The 14,256-nt window shown below is 60.1% G+C and carries 11 protein-coding genes; 8 read left to right on the top strand and 3 right to left on the bottom strand.

Annotation, left to right across the window (positions count from 1 at the left end; translation table 11 throughout):
* The first annotated feature begins 11 nt into the window (after positions 1-11).
* The 5 genes from dgcB (at position 12) to AEQ67_RS30450 (ending at position 5,931) form a co-directional block, all read left to right on the top strand.
* Entirely contained in the window at positions 12-1,961 is a 1,950-nt protein-coding gene (dgcB, locus tag AEQ67_RS30470; RefSeq protein ID WP_059407460.1) for a dimethylglycine demethylation protein DgcB, read from the top strand.
* A complete protein-coding gene (gene etfA / locus AEQ67_RS30465; RefSeq protein WP_059407459.1) occupies positions 1,961-3,181 on the top strand; it encodes an electron transfer flavoprotein subunit alpha in 1,221 nt (406 codons plus the stop codon). Before dgcB ends, etfA begins: the two co-directional genes overlap by 1 nt.
* Before the next feature lie 15 nt (positions 3,182-3,196).
* Entirely contained in the window at positions 3,197-3,967 is a 771-nt protein-coding gene (etfB, locus tag AEQ67_RS30460; RefSeq protein WP_059407458.1) for an electron transfer flavoprotein subunit beta, read from the top strand.
* 121 nt (positions 3,968-4,088) lie between these two features.
* Complete coding sequence (locus AEQ67_RS30455) at positions 4,089-4,655, top strand: GNAT family N-acetyltransferase (RefSeq protein WP_059407457.1); 567 nt, start codon at positions 4,089-4,091, stop codon at positions 4,653-4,655.
* 94 nt (positions 4,656-4,749) lie between these two features.
* Positions 4,750-5,931: a retropepsin-like aspartic protease gene (locus AEQ67_RS30450; protein WP_059407456.1), complete on the top strand. Its 1,182-nt coding sequence runs from the start codon at positions 4,750-4,752 to the stop codon at positions 5,929-5,931.
* A gap of 789 nt (positions 5,932-6,720) precedes the next feature.
* On the opposite strand, the gene gbcA is transcribed toward AEQ67_RS30450, so the two are convergent.
* Positions 6,721-8,016, bottom strand: a complete 1,296-nt coding sequence (gene gbcA, locus AEQ67_RS30445; RefSeq protein ID WP_059407455.1) for a glycine-betaine demethylase subunit GbcA — start codon at positions 8,014-8,016, stop codon at positions 6,721-6,723.
* Positions 8,017-8,302: 286 nt separating this feature from the next.
* On the opposite strand from gbcA, the gene gbcB reads away from it, so the two are divergent.
* On the top strand, positions 8,303-9,403 hold the full coding sequence (gene gbcB / locus AEQ67_RS30440) for a glycine-betaine demethylase subunit GbcB (RefSeq protein ID WP_059407454.1): 1,101 nt from the start codon (positions 8,303-8,305) through the stop codon (positions 9,401-9,403).
* A 110-nt stretch (positions 9,404-9,513) separates the two neighbouring features.
* On the opposite strand, the gene AEQ67_RS30435 is transcribed toward gbcB, so the two are convergent.
* Complete coding sequence (locus tag AEQ67_RS30435; protein ID WP_059407453.1) at positions 9,514-10,347, bottom strand: SDR family oxidoreductase; 834 nt, start codon at positions 10,345-10,347, stop codon at positions 9,514-9,516.
* A gap of 461 nt (positions 10,348-10,808) precedes the next feature.
* Entirely contained in the window at positions 10,809-11,849 is a 1,041-nt protein-coding gene (locus AEQ67_RS30430; RefSeq protein ID WP_059407452.1) for a threonine aldolase family protein, read from the bottom strand.
* A 131-nt stretch (positions 11,850-11,980) separates the two neighbouring features.
* Between AEQ67_RS30430 and AEQ67_RS30425 the strand changes: the two genes are divergently transcribed.
* Together AEQ67_RS30425 and glyA are read left to right on the top strand one after the other, a co-directional pair.
* Complete coding sequence (locus AEQ67_RS30425) at positions 11,981-12,697, top strand: TraX family protein (protein WP_059407451.1); 717 nt, start codon at positions 11,981-11,983, stop codon at positions 12,695-12,697.
* A gap of 283 nt (positions 12,698-12,980) precedes the next feature.
* Complete coding sequence (glyA, locus tag AEQ67_RS30420; RefSeq protein ID WP_059407450.1) at positions 12,981-14,234, top strand: serine hydroxymethyltransferase; 1,254 nt, start codon at positions 12,981-12,983, stop codon at positions 14,232-14,234.
* The last annotated feature ends 22 nt before the right edge of the window (positions 14,235-14,256 follow it).

Raw genomic sequence — 14,256 nt, 5'->3', positions numbered from 1 at the left:
GGAGCTCCACCATGTTGAACACCCTTCTTCCAATCCTGTTGTTCGCTGCCCTGGGCCTGGCTGTCCTGGGCGCGTTGCGGCGGGTGGCTATGTGGCGCCGGGGCCGGGCTTCGAAAGTCGACCTGATCGGCGGCCTGCTGGCCATGCCCAAGCGCTACATGGTCGACTTGCACCACGTCGTCGCGCGGGACAAATACATCGCCAACACCCACGTCGCCACGGCGGGTGGTGCGGTGGCGTCGATCGTGCTGGCGATTGTGGTACACGGTTTCGGCCTGCATAACCGCTTCCTCGGCTATGCACTGCTGTTGATGACGGCGGTGATGTTCGTCGGTGCGATTTTTGTTTACTTGCGTCGACGCAACCCACCGGCCCGTCTGTCCAAAGGCCCGTGGATGCGCCTGCCGAAAAGCTTGCTGGCGTTCTCGGCGTCGTTCTTCCTGGTGACCTTGCCGGTCGCCGGCATCCTCCCGGAAAACTTCGGCGGTTGGTTGGTAGCGGCGGTCCTCGGCGTCGGTGTGTTGTGGGGCGTTAGCGAATTGTTCTTCGGCATGACCTGGGGCGGGCCGATGAAGCACGCCTTCGCCGGTGCCTTGCACCTGGCCGGGCACCGTCGCGCCGAGCGCTTTAATGGCGGCCGTTCCACCGGTTTGAAACCGCTGGATCTAAACGATCCGACTGCGCCATTGGGTGTGGAAAAACCCAAGGATTTCACCTGGAACCAACTGCTCGGCTTCGACGCCTGCGTGCAGTGCGGTAAGTGCGAAGCTGCCTGCCCGGCATTCGCCGCTGGCCAACCGCTGAACCCGAAAAAACTGATTCAAGACATGGTGGTCGGCCTCGCTGGTGGCACCGACGCCAAGTTCGCCGGCAGCCCGTATCCGGGCAAGGCGATTGGCGAGCATGCGGGTAATCCGCATCAGCCGATCGTCAATGGCCTGGTCGACGCTGAAACCTTGTGGTCGTGCACCACCTGCCGTGCCTGCGTCGAGGAATGCCCGATGATGATCGAGCACGTCGATGCCATCGTCGACATGCGCCGCCATCTGACTTTGGAAAAAGGCGCGACCCCGAACAAGGGCGCCGAAGTCCTGGAAAACCTGATCGCCACCGACAACCCGGGCGGCTTCGCCCCGGGCGGACGGATGAACTGGGCGGCGGATTTGAACCTCACGCTGATGAGCGAGAAGAAGTCGGTCGACGTTCTGTTCTGGGTCGGCGACGGTGCTTTCGACATGCGCAACCAGCGCACCTTGCGCGCCTTCGTCAAAGTGCTGAAAGCGGCCAAGGTCGACTTCGCCGTGCTCGGTCTTGAAGAACGCGACAGCGGTGACGTGGCCCGACGCCTGGGCGACGAAGCGACGTTCCAGCTGTTGGCCAAGCGCAACATCCAGACCCTGGCCAAATACAGCTTCAACCGCATCGTCACCTGCGACCCGCACAGCTTCCATGTGCTGAAAAACGAATACGGCGCCTTCGACGGCAACTACCTCGTGCAGCACCACAGCACCTACATGGCTGAAATCATCGGCGCTGGCGCCCTGAACCTCGGTCAGCACAAAGGCAGCAGCGTGACCTATCACGATCCGTGCTACCTCGGCCGCTATAACGGCGAATACGAGGCACCGCGTGAAGTGCTGCGCGCCCTCGGGATTGAAGTGAAAGAGATGCAACGCTCCGGTTTCCGTTCACGCTGCTGTGGCGGCGGTGGCGGCGCGCCGATCACTGACATTCCGGGCAAGCAACGGATCCCCGACATGCGCATGGAAGACATCCGCGAAACCGGCGCCGAACTGGTCGCCGTGGGCTGTCCACAATGCACCGCGATGCTCGAAGGCGTGGTTGAACCACGGCCATTGATCAAGGACATCGCCGAACTGGTGGCCGACGCATTGCTCGAAGACGAAGCACCGAGCAAACCGTCCACACCGGCCAAACGTGAACCTGCGGAGGCCCACTGATGAGCGACATTATCCGCCGCGACCCCCGCGCCGAATGGATTGCCCGCAACCGCCTGCACCCGCTGCACGCGGCCATGCAACCGGCGCAGCACAGCTGGATGGGGCCTAACGGCGTCATCCGCAAGAATCTTCATGGCATCGGTTTTATCGGCCCCAACGGCATCAAGCGCATCGATCGCAGCGGCGCGCAACAGGGCGGGGCGAGCAAACGCTCGGCCGCCGTTGAAGTGCAATTGCCATTGCATCAAGTGCCTGCACCGGCGTTCTACATCAGCGTGGTGCCGGACATGGTCGGCGGCCGCTTGAGCAGCCACGACCGCGACTTGCTGGGCCTGGCTCATCAACTGGCTGGCACGGATGGCGCCGTGTTGGCCGTGGTCTTCGGTGAACACAAGGAAAATGCTTTTGCTACGGCTGGCGTCGATCGCCTGCTGGTACTGGAAGGCGACGAGTTCAGCGGTTATGCACCGGAACAACGGGTCCAGGGCCTGCGGGCTGTGGATAACCAGTTCAACCCGCGTCACTGGTTGCTGCCGGACAGCCGCAGCGGTGGTGGCGAACTCGGTCGACGTTTTGCTGCCGCGCTGGGCGAACGCCCGGCCACGCGGGTTTGGCAGGTCAAGGATCAAGAGTGCATCGGCCGCGCCGGTGCTGGCCTGCAAGACCTTGCACGCCCGGTTGCGCGGTTGATTCTGGCCGCCGTCGAGTGCGCCGAACCCGTCAGCGAAACCCGTCACGAAGCCTTGCCGGTGGAGTTATCCACAAGCGTGGCGCGCAGTTTGTCGCGCATCGAGGATTTGGGCGCGGTGGCGGTGGACCCGGCGGCGATTCCGATGGCCGAAGCCGAATTCATCTTCTCCGGCGGCAACGGGGTCAAGGATTGGAATTTGTTCCACCAGACCGCCGCCGCCCTAGGCGCCACCGAAGGCGCATCCCGCGTGGCGGTGGACGATGGCTTCATGGCGCGCGACCGTCAGGTCGGCGCCTCTGGCACCTGGGTCACTGCGCGGGTCTACGTGGCCGTGGGAATTTCCGGGGCGATCCAGCACCTGCAAGGCATCGGTGCCTGCGACAAGGTGGTGGCGATCAACCTCGACCCTGGCTGCGACATGATCAAACGGGCCGACCTGTCGGTGATCGGCGAGAGCGCCGAGATTCTTCAAGCCTTGATCGCGGCGGTAGAGGCTTACCGCAACGAAGCCAAGCGCGATGCGGCTTAAGGGAAGGAAAGGGTTATGAGCACGAAAATCATCAGCCTGGTGTCCATCGGCGCCCACCCGACCTCTGGCCGGCCACGTCGCGCCGAGCAGGATGCGCGAGCCGTGGAACTGGGTCTGCAACTGGCTGGGGATAACTTGCAAGTGCTGCATGCCGGCGACGTCGCCGAGCCTGCGCTGCGCGCTTATCTGGGCATGGGGCTTGAGCAACTGCACGTGCTGGAACAACCGGAAGGCGCCGACGCGCTACCGGCCTTGACCGCCTATTTGCGTGATGCCGGGGCACAAGTCGTGCTGACCGGCAGCCAGGCAGAAACCGGTGAAGGCTCGGGCATGCTGCCGTTCCTGCTGGCGGAAAGCCTCGGCTGGCCGCTGGTGGTGGGATTGGCTCAGGTCGAGTCCATCGACGGCGGCTCGGCGCTGGTGCTGCAAGCCTTGCCGCGCGGTCAACGCCGGCGCTTGAAAGTGCGCCTGCCGTTTCTCGCCACTGTGGATAACGCCGCGCCAAAGCCGCGGCAGAGCGCCTACGGCCCAGCCCGGCGTGGTGTGTTGCAAGCGGATGAAGTCGAAGTGATCGACGATGAACTGCTGGCGGTCGCCACCCTGCAACCGGCCAAGCCACGGCCTAAACGCTTGAAAGTGATCAAGGCCAAGAGCGGCGCCGACCGCATGAAAGCCGCGACGGCCAAGGCCAGTGGCGGCGGCGGACAAGTGCTCAAAGGCGTGAGCGCGCAAGCCGGTGCCGAGGCAATCCTCAAATTGCTGATCGAAGAAGGCGTCGTCCGCTAACGAACATCCAGCACAAATCTAATGTGGGAGCGGGCTTGCTCGCGAAGAGGTCGTCATATCCAACATCAATGTGACTGACAGATCGCCTTCGCGAGCGAGCTCGCTCCCACAAGGAAAACCAATGACCGTTGAATTTCGTTCGGCCCTGCGCGCGGATGCGCGGGAGATTGCTCGTTTGTTCCAGATTTCATCAGAAGGCGCCTCGGATTACATCTGGAGCCAACTGGCCGAGCCCGGCCAGGATCTACTGGATGTAGGCGCCAGCCGCTACGCCCGCGACGACGTGGATTTCTCCTGGCAGAACTGCCTCATCGCCGAGGCCGAGGGCCGCGTCATTGGCATGATGCACAGCTACGTGATGCGCCACGATCCACTGGCGGCGCCCGTCACCGATCCGGTCCTGGCGCCCTACGCCACAATGGAAATCCCCGACACCCTCTACATCTCCAGCCTGGCGCTGCATGAGGGCTGGCGAAATCAAGGCCTGGGCAAGCAATTCCTCGCCTACGCCTACGACCGTGCCAACCAGTTGGGGCTCAATGGCCTGAGCCTGATCGACTACGCCGCCAACACCGGCGCCCGGCGGTTTTACGAACGACATGGCTTTCGCATTGTCGACACCTGCCAAATCACGCCGCATCCGATGATTCGGGTTACGGGTGAGGCCTATCTGATGTATCGGCCCTGATGAGCTACATTTTTCTATGAGCTGGCTTTCCGTGAGCAGGGCGGGGTGGCAGCAGCGCTAATCCATAAAACTCGTTTTCAAGAATGGGTTGAACATGCGAGCGGTCAGTCGACATGAGACATGTCTGATCTGTGGCGCGATGCTTGTTGTGTTTTTTCTGGTTGTACCCACGAGTTCGATGGCTGTTACCCGCACGCAAGAACCGGATTTTTATAAATGGCTGGAGTCTGAACAGGGACAAAAAGCCTCCCTGGCGCAGATGAAGCAGCAATGCGACAAGGTGTTGGCGGCTGATAAAAACCTCAATTGCTCAGTCTCCGTTCTCGCCAGAATGTTCGAGACCAAAGCCGCCAACCAGCTTCCTGAATACTATCTGATGATCAAGCGTCGCCATGCCCAGGCCATAGCGAAGGACCCTGAGCTCAAAGCAATGTTTTCCATGTTCGGCAGTGAATCGATCGCGACCTTGCGGGCGGTCGCCGATTTTTCGGTGACAAGGACCAGGCGGCACGAGGTACTGCCGATTCATCCCTACGCCAGTGACAATCACGTGATTGACGAGGTGCTGCCCTACATTGATGTCAAAGCAGCCAATGGCTTCTCGACACGGTTCATTCTAGACACCGGAGCGCCGCAAACCCGGGTCAACACCGAAACCGCGAAGCTGATGGGGATCAAGCTGTTAACCGACTCCCACTATGGCTACAGCACGTTTTATGGCGAGCGCGACCTGTCCGCCAAGCTCGGGATCTTCAAGTCTTTAACGATAGGCTCAAGCGAGTTCAGGAACGTCCTGGTGTTTGTCAGTGACCGGGATAACTTACTCGGGCTTGATCTGCTCGGTAAGTTAGGTCGCTTAAAGGTTACGAAAAAGACCCTGGAGATAAACGCCGAACCTCCTGCGCGATGTGATTCGCCCATTACCTATGCGCGTATCGACATCAATCAGAGACTGACCATTGCCGCACATCTGGATCGTCGGGCGACGCTGGCGATTATCGATACCGGCAATGTCGATTACCTGACATCGGCCTCACCGGGTAGCTCACCCACTTACGTCGCCGACAAGTGGCGCTATCGAACCTACAAGGGCGAGTTGAGCCTGGCGGGACATACCCGGTTGATCACCTACCGATACTACCCGGACTATACGATCCCGCCGTCCATGCTGCTTGGGCGGTACGTGCCGTCACTTTTGCTCGGGTGGCGTGCATTCAAAGACTACGAGTTGAATCTTGATATCGACTCAGGCCGGTCGTGTTTCAACAGGACATGATCGTGGTTACCCACAATCCCTGTTAGCGCTTCTGTGGATAACATGTTCGCCCTTCGCTACACCCCATACAAATCAGGCCCTGTAAGCCTTCGTACAAAAAACAACCAGCCTAACCTGCGGTTTTTACACGCTTTTTACGGTGGATAAGATCTGGCGCTGGCCAATACTTGCCCCCAATCTCTGTTGGCGCTTCTGTGGATAAGATGTTCGCTAACCGCTACAGGCCATACAATTCGGGCTGTTCAGGCTTCTGGTTAAAAAACGATCAAATCATAGTTTAACGTCGATAAAACTCTCGGAAACCCCGATTTATAGTGGCTGCCGGCAGTTTTCCACAGAACCGACGAAGTTGCCCCCAAAGTCTGTTGGCGCTTCTGTGGATAAGGTGTTCGCCATCCTCTGCAAGCCATACAAACTGTGGCCTTCAAGCTTTAGATCAAAAAACGATCAATGCGCGTTGGAAACCCTGCTTCTGGATAAGTCACGGATTTTCTTCGGTTTCTGTGGAGAATTTTTTGCGTAAATCCACACTTGTCCCCATTAGCTGTGGGTGGAGGTGTGGATAACTTGTTTGCGGAAGGCTGGGAGCCACGCCCGGCATAGGCCTGAACGTGATAGATCATATTTCGTACAGTTATAACGAAGAGGGGGTTTTGCGGGGAGAGAGGCGGTGACGGGGAGGGCGCCTTCGTGAGCAAGCCCGCTCCTACACTTGACCGGGTTGTTCACAAAGTTTGTGAACGCCGGCGATCTAATGTGGGAGCGGGCTTGCTCGCGAAGCTTTTGACGTTAGCCCTGAACCGGAACGCCTTTGAGATAAGGCGCAGGCTCGGCCCCGAGGTTGCTCAGCAGGCGCTCGCTGTACCAATCCACAAAGTTCACCACGCCAAACTCATAGGTCTTGGAATAAGGCCCTGGCTGGTAAGCGGTGGAGTTGATGCCGCGCTGGTTCTCTTCGGCCAGGCGACGGTCCTGGTCGTTGGTGGCGTCCCAGACCTTGCGCATGCGCTCCACGTCGTAGTCCACGCCTTCGACCGCGTCCTTGTGCACGATCCACTTGGTGGTGACCATGGTTTCCTGCGCGCTGATCGGCCACACGGTGAACACGATGATGTGGTCGCCCATGCAGTGGTTCCACGAATGCGGCAGGTGCAGGATGCGCATCGAGCCCAGGTCCGGGTTCTTGATGCGGCCCATGAGTTTGGCGCAGCCCTGTTTGCCGTCCAGGGTCATCGACACGGTGCCCTTGAGCAGTGGCATGCGCACGATGCGGTTACGCAGGCCGAAGCTGGCGTGGGCGTAAGGGATCTTCTCGGCTTCCCAGGCAGCGGCGGAGGCGGCGACGTGGTCCTTGAAAGCCTGGTCGGCACGCGGGTCGGTGACGTCGTCCCATTCCAGCAGGGTTTTCAGCAGTTCCGGGTGCGACGCGTTGCAGTGGTAGCACTCGCGGTTGTTTTCCAGCACCAGTTTCCAGTTGGCCTTTTCGAACAAGGTGGTCTGGATCGCCACCTTGGTGTTTTCCATGTCGTACGGTTCCATGTAATGGTTCAGCGTCGACAGGAAGTCGTCGATGGCCGGCGGGTTCTCCGCCAGGCTGATGAAGATATAGCCCCCGGCGGTCTTCACGTTTACCGGTTTCAGGCCGTACTGCTTCATGTCGAAGTCGGCGCCCATTTCGGTGCCGGCGAACAGCAGGCGACCGTCCAGTTCGTAAGTCCACTGGTGGTAGTGGCAGACCAGCTTGGCGACCTTGCCTTTTTCACTGGTGCACAAGCGCGAACCACGGTGACGGCAGACGTTGTGGAACGCATGCACGACGCCTTCGGCGCCGCGAATCACGATGATCGGGTTCTTGCCGATTTGCAGGGTCAGGTAGTTGCCCTTGGCCGGGATCTCGCAGGTCATGCCGGCGATCAACCACTCTTTCTGGAAGATTTCCTGCATGTCGATATCAAACAGCCGCTCGTCAGAGTAAAACGGCTGCGGCAGCGAGAAAGTGCGCTCGCGCTCTTGCAGCATCTGCGCGGTGGCCTTGCGTGCGGGTTCCAGCGGATCGCCCAGGCTGATTTTTGCGGTGACGTCCATCGATTTTATCCTCATGGCCATTCTGTGTGGCCGGCGAAATAGTGGCTGATACGGTGTGCTACGCAAGGGTGTAAAGAAATCGTCTTTGTGTGGAGCGAGTGTGGGGCCGACGTTGCCCGGAACCTTATCCATGGGCGACATGGCCCAATCTGTTCCCGACGCGCAACCCCCGGTAGTTGGGGGCTGGTCGCGATAAGTATGTGAATGTCGCAGATAGGTAAATGGGTGATCCGCGCTATACGCAGAATCGCCAACATAAGGCCGAACATCGGCGGTGGAGAACAGCATGTCCAACAGCTTCCTGAATCCGGTAACGACCCAGACCTGGGCCAATGGTCGTCACATCGTCCGTTGCGTCAAAGTCATCCAGGAAACCTGGGATGTGCGCACCTTCTGCTTTATGGCGGACCAACCGATTTTGTTCTTCTTCAAGCCGGGGCAGTTTGTCACCCTGGAGCTGGAAATCGAAGGCGTGCCGATCATGCGCTCCTACACCATTTCCAGCTCGCCGTCGGTGCCGTACAGCTTCTCGGTGACGATCAAGCGCGTGCCGGGCGGCAAAGTCTCGAACTGGCTGCACGACACCCTGCACGAAGGCCAGGAGCTGGCAGTGCACGGGCCGGTCGGGCTGTTCAACGCCATGGACTTCACCGCGCCGAAAGTGCTGTATCTCAGCGGTGGCGTTGGCATCACGCCGGTCATGTCGATGGCGCGCTGGTTCTACGACACCAACGGCAACGTCGACATGGTGTTTATCCACAGCGCCCGTTCGCCAAAAGACATCATCTATCACCGCGAGCTGGAACACATGGCGTCGCGGATCGACAACTTCAGCCTGCACCTGATCTGTGAGAAGCATGGTCTGGGCGAGCCATGGGCCGGTTATCGCGGTTACCTGAACCACAAGATGCTCGAGCTGATGGCGCCGGACTTCATGGAGCGCGAGGTGTTCTGCTGCGGGCCGACGCCATACATGAACGCGGTCAAGCGCATGCTCGAAGCGGTCGGCTTCGACATGTCGCGTTATCACGAGGAATCCTTCGGCGCCACGCCACCGGAAGCCCGTGCCGATGCGGTGGAACAAGCCGAAATCGCCGCCGACGCGCCGGACATCGACGTGGCGGATCTGCATCAGGTGGAGTTCACCGCTTCCGGCAAGAGCATTCGTGTGGCGCCGGGGGAAACCGTGCATGCCGCAGCGGCCAAGCTCGGTCTGTTGATTCCGAAGGCGTGCGGGATGGGGATCTGCGGGACGTGCAAGGTGATGAAGCTGGGCGGCGAAGTGGAGATGGAACACAACGGCGGGATCACCGAAGAAGACGAAGCGGAAGGGTTCATCCTGTCGTGCTGCAGCGTGCCGAAAGGCGACGTGCGGATTGAGTTCTAAGCAGCGCCAATCCCTTGTAGGAGCGAGCTTGCTCGCGAAGGACGTCAACGAAAACGCGAAAAACCTGATACTCAGCGGCGAGTTCAGGTTTTTCGCGAGCAAGCTCGCTCCTACAGAGCGCTGTCGACAAACAGATCCGGCATCAGTTTGTCGGTGGTGTCGGGCGCAAACCGATACTGTTGAAAATCCGTCACGCCGTGTTCACCCAGAATCTCCTCATCAATCAGCAACCGCCCGGTAATGCTGCGACCGCTGCTGTCCAGTATGACGTGGGCAGCATCCGCCATGATCGCCGGCGTTCGTGCGTGTTTGAAAGACTCGCGTGAGCCGAGCTGAAATTCGATGGCGGCGGTGGCAATCATCGTCTGCGGCCACAGTGAATTGACGCTGATGCCATAACCGGCAAACTCCTCGCTCATGCCCAGGGTTAGCATGCTCATGCCGTATTTGGTCACCGTGTAGGGGCTGTATTGGGCGAACCATTTCGTCGCCAGGTTCAACGGTGGCGACAGGTTAAGGATGTGGCCATCGGTTTTTTTCAAATAGGGCAGGGCCGCCTGACTGCACAGCAGCACGGCACGGGTGTTGATCTGGTGCATCAAGTCAAAGCGCTTGAGTTCGATGTGTTGCACACCGGTCAGCTTGATCGCCCCGGCGTTGTTGATCAGCGCATCAATGGCGCCGAAATGTTCGTGGGCCTGGGCCAGCGCCTCGCGTACCGCGACTTCATCGCGAACATCCACTTGCAAGGCCAGCGCTTGACCGCCGGCTGCTTCAACTTCCTTGGCCACGCTGAAAATTGTGCCCGGCAGCTTTGGGTGCGGCTCGGCGCTTTTGGCGGCAATCACAATGTTGGCCCCATCCCGCGCGGCCCGCAGCGCGATCTCACGACCGATCCCACGACTGGCGCCGGTGATGAACAGGGTTTTGCCTTTCAAAGACATGCGTACGCTCCTGATTATTATTGTCTGGAGCGATTCAATGTAGACCAAGACGTGTGGTGGTCAGGCACACCGCGTCGCGGCATTCGCCAGCAAGCCGGCTCCTACGGGGGTGTGATGCATAAGATAGCTGTTCACGCGAAATTGTAGGAGCTGGCTTGCCAGCGAAGGCGGTGCGTCAGGCACACCGCGTCGCGGCATTCGCCAGCAAGCCGGCTCCTACGGGGGGATGCATAAGATGGCTGTTCACGCGAAATTGTAGGAGCTGGCTTGCCAGCGAAAGCGGTGCGTCAGGCACACCGCGTCGCGGCGTTCGCCGGCAAGCCGGCTCCTACAGGTCGTGGTCATAAATGAGATAGATGTTCGGGCGCGAAATTGTAGGAGCTGGCTTGCCAGCGAAAGCGGTGCGTCAGGCACACCGCGTCGCGGCGTTCGCCGGCAAGCCGGCTCCTACGGAATGTGTGTTAGCGCGACATCACTTCGCGGATGTCCGCCGCCAATTCCCGCACGCGTTCTTCTTCGGTGTCCCACGAGCACATGAACCGTGCGCCGCCGTTGCCGATGAAGGTGTAGAAGCGCCAGTGCTTGGCCGTCAGTGCGGCGATGGCCGGTTCCGACAGTTGCAGGAATACGCCGTTGGCCTGCACCGGGAACATCAGTTCCACGCCAGGAATGTCGCTCACCAGTTCAGCCAGCAACTGCGCGCAGTGGTTGGCGTGCTTGGCGTATTTGAGCCAGGCGTCGCTTTCCAGGATCCCGACCCACGGGGCCGAGAGGAAACGCATCTTCGACGCCCGTTGCCCGGCCTGTTTGCAGCGGTAGTCGAAGTCTTCGGCCAGTTTGTGGGTGAAGAACAGAATCGCGTCCCCCACCGCCAGGCCGTTTTTCGTGCCGCCGAAACACAGTACGTCGACGCCGGCCGTCCAGGTCAGGTCCGCTGGCGAGCAGCCAAGGAATGCGCAGGCATTGGAGAACCGCGCGCCGTCCATGTGCAGGTTCAGGCCCAGCTCTTTGCAGGTGACGCTGATCGCGCGGATTTCTTCCGGGGTGTAGACGCTGCCGACTTCGGTGGCCTGGGTCAGGGTCACGACGCGCGGTTTCGGGTAGTGGATGTCCTGGCGCTTGAGGGCGATTTCGCGGATCGATTCCGGGGTCAGCTTGCCGTTTTCGGTGCGGGCGACGAGCAGCTTGGAGCCGTTGGAAAAGAATTCCGGGGCGCCGCATTCGTCGGTTTCGACGTGGGCGGTTTCCGAGCAGATCACGCTGTGATAACTCTGGCACAGCGACGACAGGGCCAGGGAGTTGGCGGCGGTGCCGTTGAAGGCGAAGAACACTTCGCAGTCGGTTTCGAACAGTTTGCGGAAATCGTCGGACGCGCGGGCGGTCCATTCATCGTCGCCATAAGCGCGTTGGTGGCCGTGGTTGGCCTGTTCCATGGCAGCCCAGGCTTCAGGGCAGATACCGGAATAGTTGTCGCTGGCGAATTGTTGGCTCTTATCGGTCATGGCCGGCTTCCGTGGTCGAGGCTCTTATGGTGAAGAGCTTCGTGGTCAATGATGGTGCGCACTTTACCCAAGATCGTCAGGAGAGCACACGGGATGATGCTGTCAGAAAAATACAAAGATGACGGGCAATTATGCACATGACGCCAAGGGATGGGGCACTCGATCTGCTCAAGTGGCTGGCGCTATTGAGCATGGTGCTCGATCACCTGCGATATGTCGGTTATTCCGTCGATCTGCTGTATGTGCCGGGACGATTGGCGTTTCCGTGGTTCTGCTTGGCAATGGCCGCCAATCTGGCTCGGGCGCGTGCGGTGACGACCGACAGTCAGTGGCGTTATCTCGGTTGGCTGGTGCTGTTTAGCGCCATCAGCGAAATCCCCTATCGGATCTACATTCCTGATCCCGACACCTTGAACGTATTGCCTACGTTGGCGCTTGGCTTGTTGGTGGCGCGCGGCTGGCAGCACAAAAACCTGCAATCGCGACTGCTGGCGGTCGGCGCTCTAACCCTGGCGGCAGTGTTCTCGGAGCGGCTGATGTTCGGTTTCTTCGGTGTGCTGTTGCCGTTGGTGATGTTGCTGGTGATCCGTCGGCCCTGGTATTTCAGCCTGTTGCCGGGGCTGGTCTGCCTGGCGGCGAATCAATGGCAAGTGCTGTATGCCGCCGCGCGGTTTTACAGCAGTGAGGCCATCCTCGGCATTGCCGCTTGTCTGATCGCGCCATTGCTGGGGCTGCTCTTGTTGCGACACGCCAGGCATCTCAAACCACCGCCAATGCGGCGCTGGTTGTATGCGTTGTACCCGCTGCATTTCCTGCTGCTGTTACTTGTCCGCCAGATCGTCGCATAACCCTGTGGGAGCGGGCTTGCCCGCGATGGCGGCGTCACTTCCACCATTGATGGCGGCTGACCCATCGGTATCGCGGGCAAGCCCGCTCCCACAGGGTTTCTCATTGATTTGAGGATTGTGTCCGGTCAGCCATTTCAGCCCATGTCGTAAACGCACCTTTGCGTGGCGTCCGTAGGCATTTGACCTGTCTGCGCCGGTCATACCATCGCATTCAAAGGGCACTGCCGAAACGCCAGTGCCTTACCGAGACGAATGGCGCATAGATGCCGCTGGGAGAGACGCGATGTTCAGCAAGCAAGACCAGATCAAGGGTTACGACGATGCACTGCTGGCGGCGATGAATGCCGAGGAGCAACGCCAGGAAGATCACATCGAGCTGATCGCGTCAGAGAACTACACCAGCAAACGCGTCATGGAAGCGCAAGGCAGCGGCCTGACCAACAAATACGCCGAAGGCTATCCGGGCAAGCGCTACTACGGTGGCTGCGAGCACGTCGACAAGGTTGAAGCCCTGGCCATCGAACGCGCCAAGCAACTGTTCGGCGCCGATTACGCCAACGTCCAGCCGCACTCCGGTTCTTCCGCCAACAGCGCCGTTTACCTGGCCCTGATCCAGCCGGGCGATACCATTCTCGGCATGAGCCTGGCCCACGGCGGCCACCTGACCCACGGCGCCAAAGTGTCGTCCTCGGGCAAGCTCTACAACGCTGTGCAGTACGGCATCGACACCAAGACCGGTTTGATCGACTACGACGAAGTCGAACGTCTGGCCGTCGAGTGCCAGCCGAAAATGATCGTCGCCGGGTTCTCGGCTTACTCCAAGACCCTCGACTTCCCGCGCTTCCGGCAGATTGCCGACAAGGTCGGCGCGCTGCTGTTCGTCGACATGGCCCACGTTGCCGGCCTGGTCGCCGCCGGTCTGTATCCGAATCCGCTACCGTACGCTGACGTGGTCACCACCACCACCCACAAGACCCTGCGCGGTCCGCGTGGCGGGTTGATCCTGGCCAAGTCCAACGAAGAGATCGAGAAAAAGCTCAACGCCGCGGTATTCCCCGGTGCACAGGGCGGCCCGCTGATGCACGTGATCGCCGGTAAAGCGGTGTGCTTCAAGGAAGCGCTGGAGCCAGGCTTCAAGGTCTATCAGCAACAAGTGATCGACAACGCCCAGGCCATGGCCGGCGTATTTATCAAACGCGGCTACGATGTAGTGTCCGGCGGCACCGACAACCATCTGTTCCTGGTCAGCCTGATCCGTCAGGGCCTCACCGGCAAAGAGGCGGACGCAGCACTCGGTCGCGCCCACATCACCGTGAACAAGAACGCTGTCCCGAACGATCCACAGTCGCCGTTCGTGACCTCCGGCCTGCGTATCGGCACCCCGGCGGTAACCACTCGCGGCTTCAAGGTGACCCAGTGCGTCACGCTGGCCGGCTGGATCTGCGACATCCTCGACAACCTCGGCGATGCCGATGTCGAGGCCAATGTTGCACAGCAAGTGGCAGCCCTGTGCGCGGACTTCCCGGTTTATCGCTGAGCGCGGTTTTGGAGTAAATGAC

Origin of the sequence: Pseudomonas sp. RIT-PI-q (assembly GCF_001297125.1) — a bacterium.
GTDB lineage: Bacteria > Pseudomonadota > Gammaproteobacteria > Pseudomonadales > Pseudomonadaceae > Aquipseudomonas.
The sequence above is the reverse complement of the archived record's forward strand: the minus strand, read 5'-3'. Positions and strand labels throughout refer to the sequence as shown.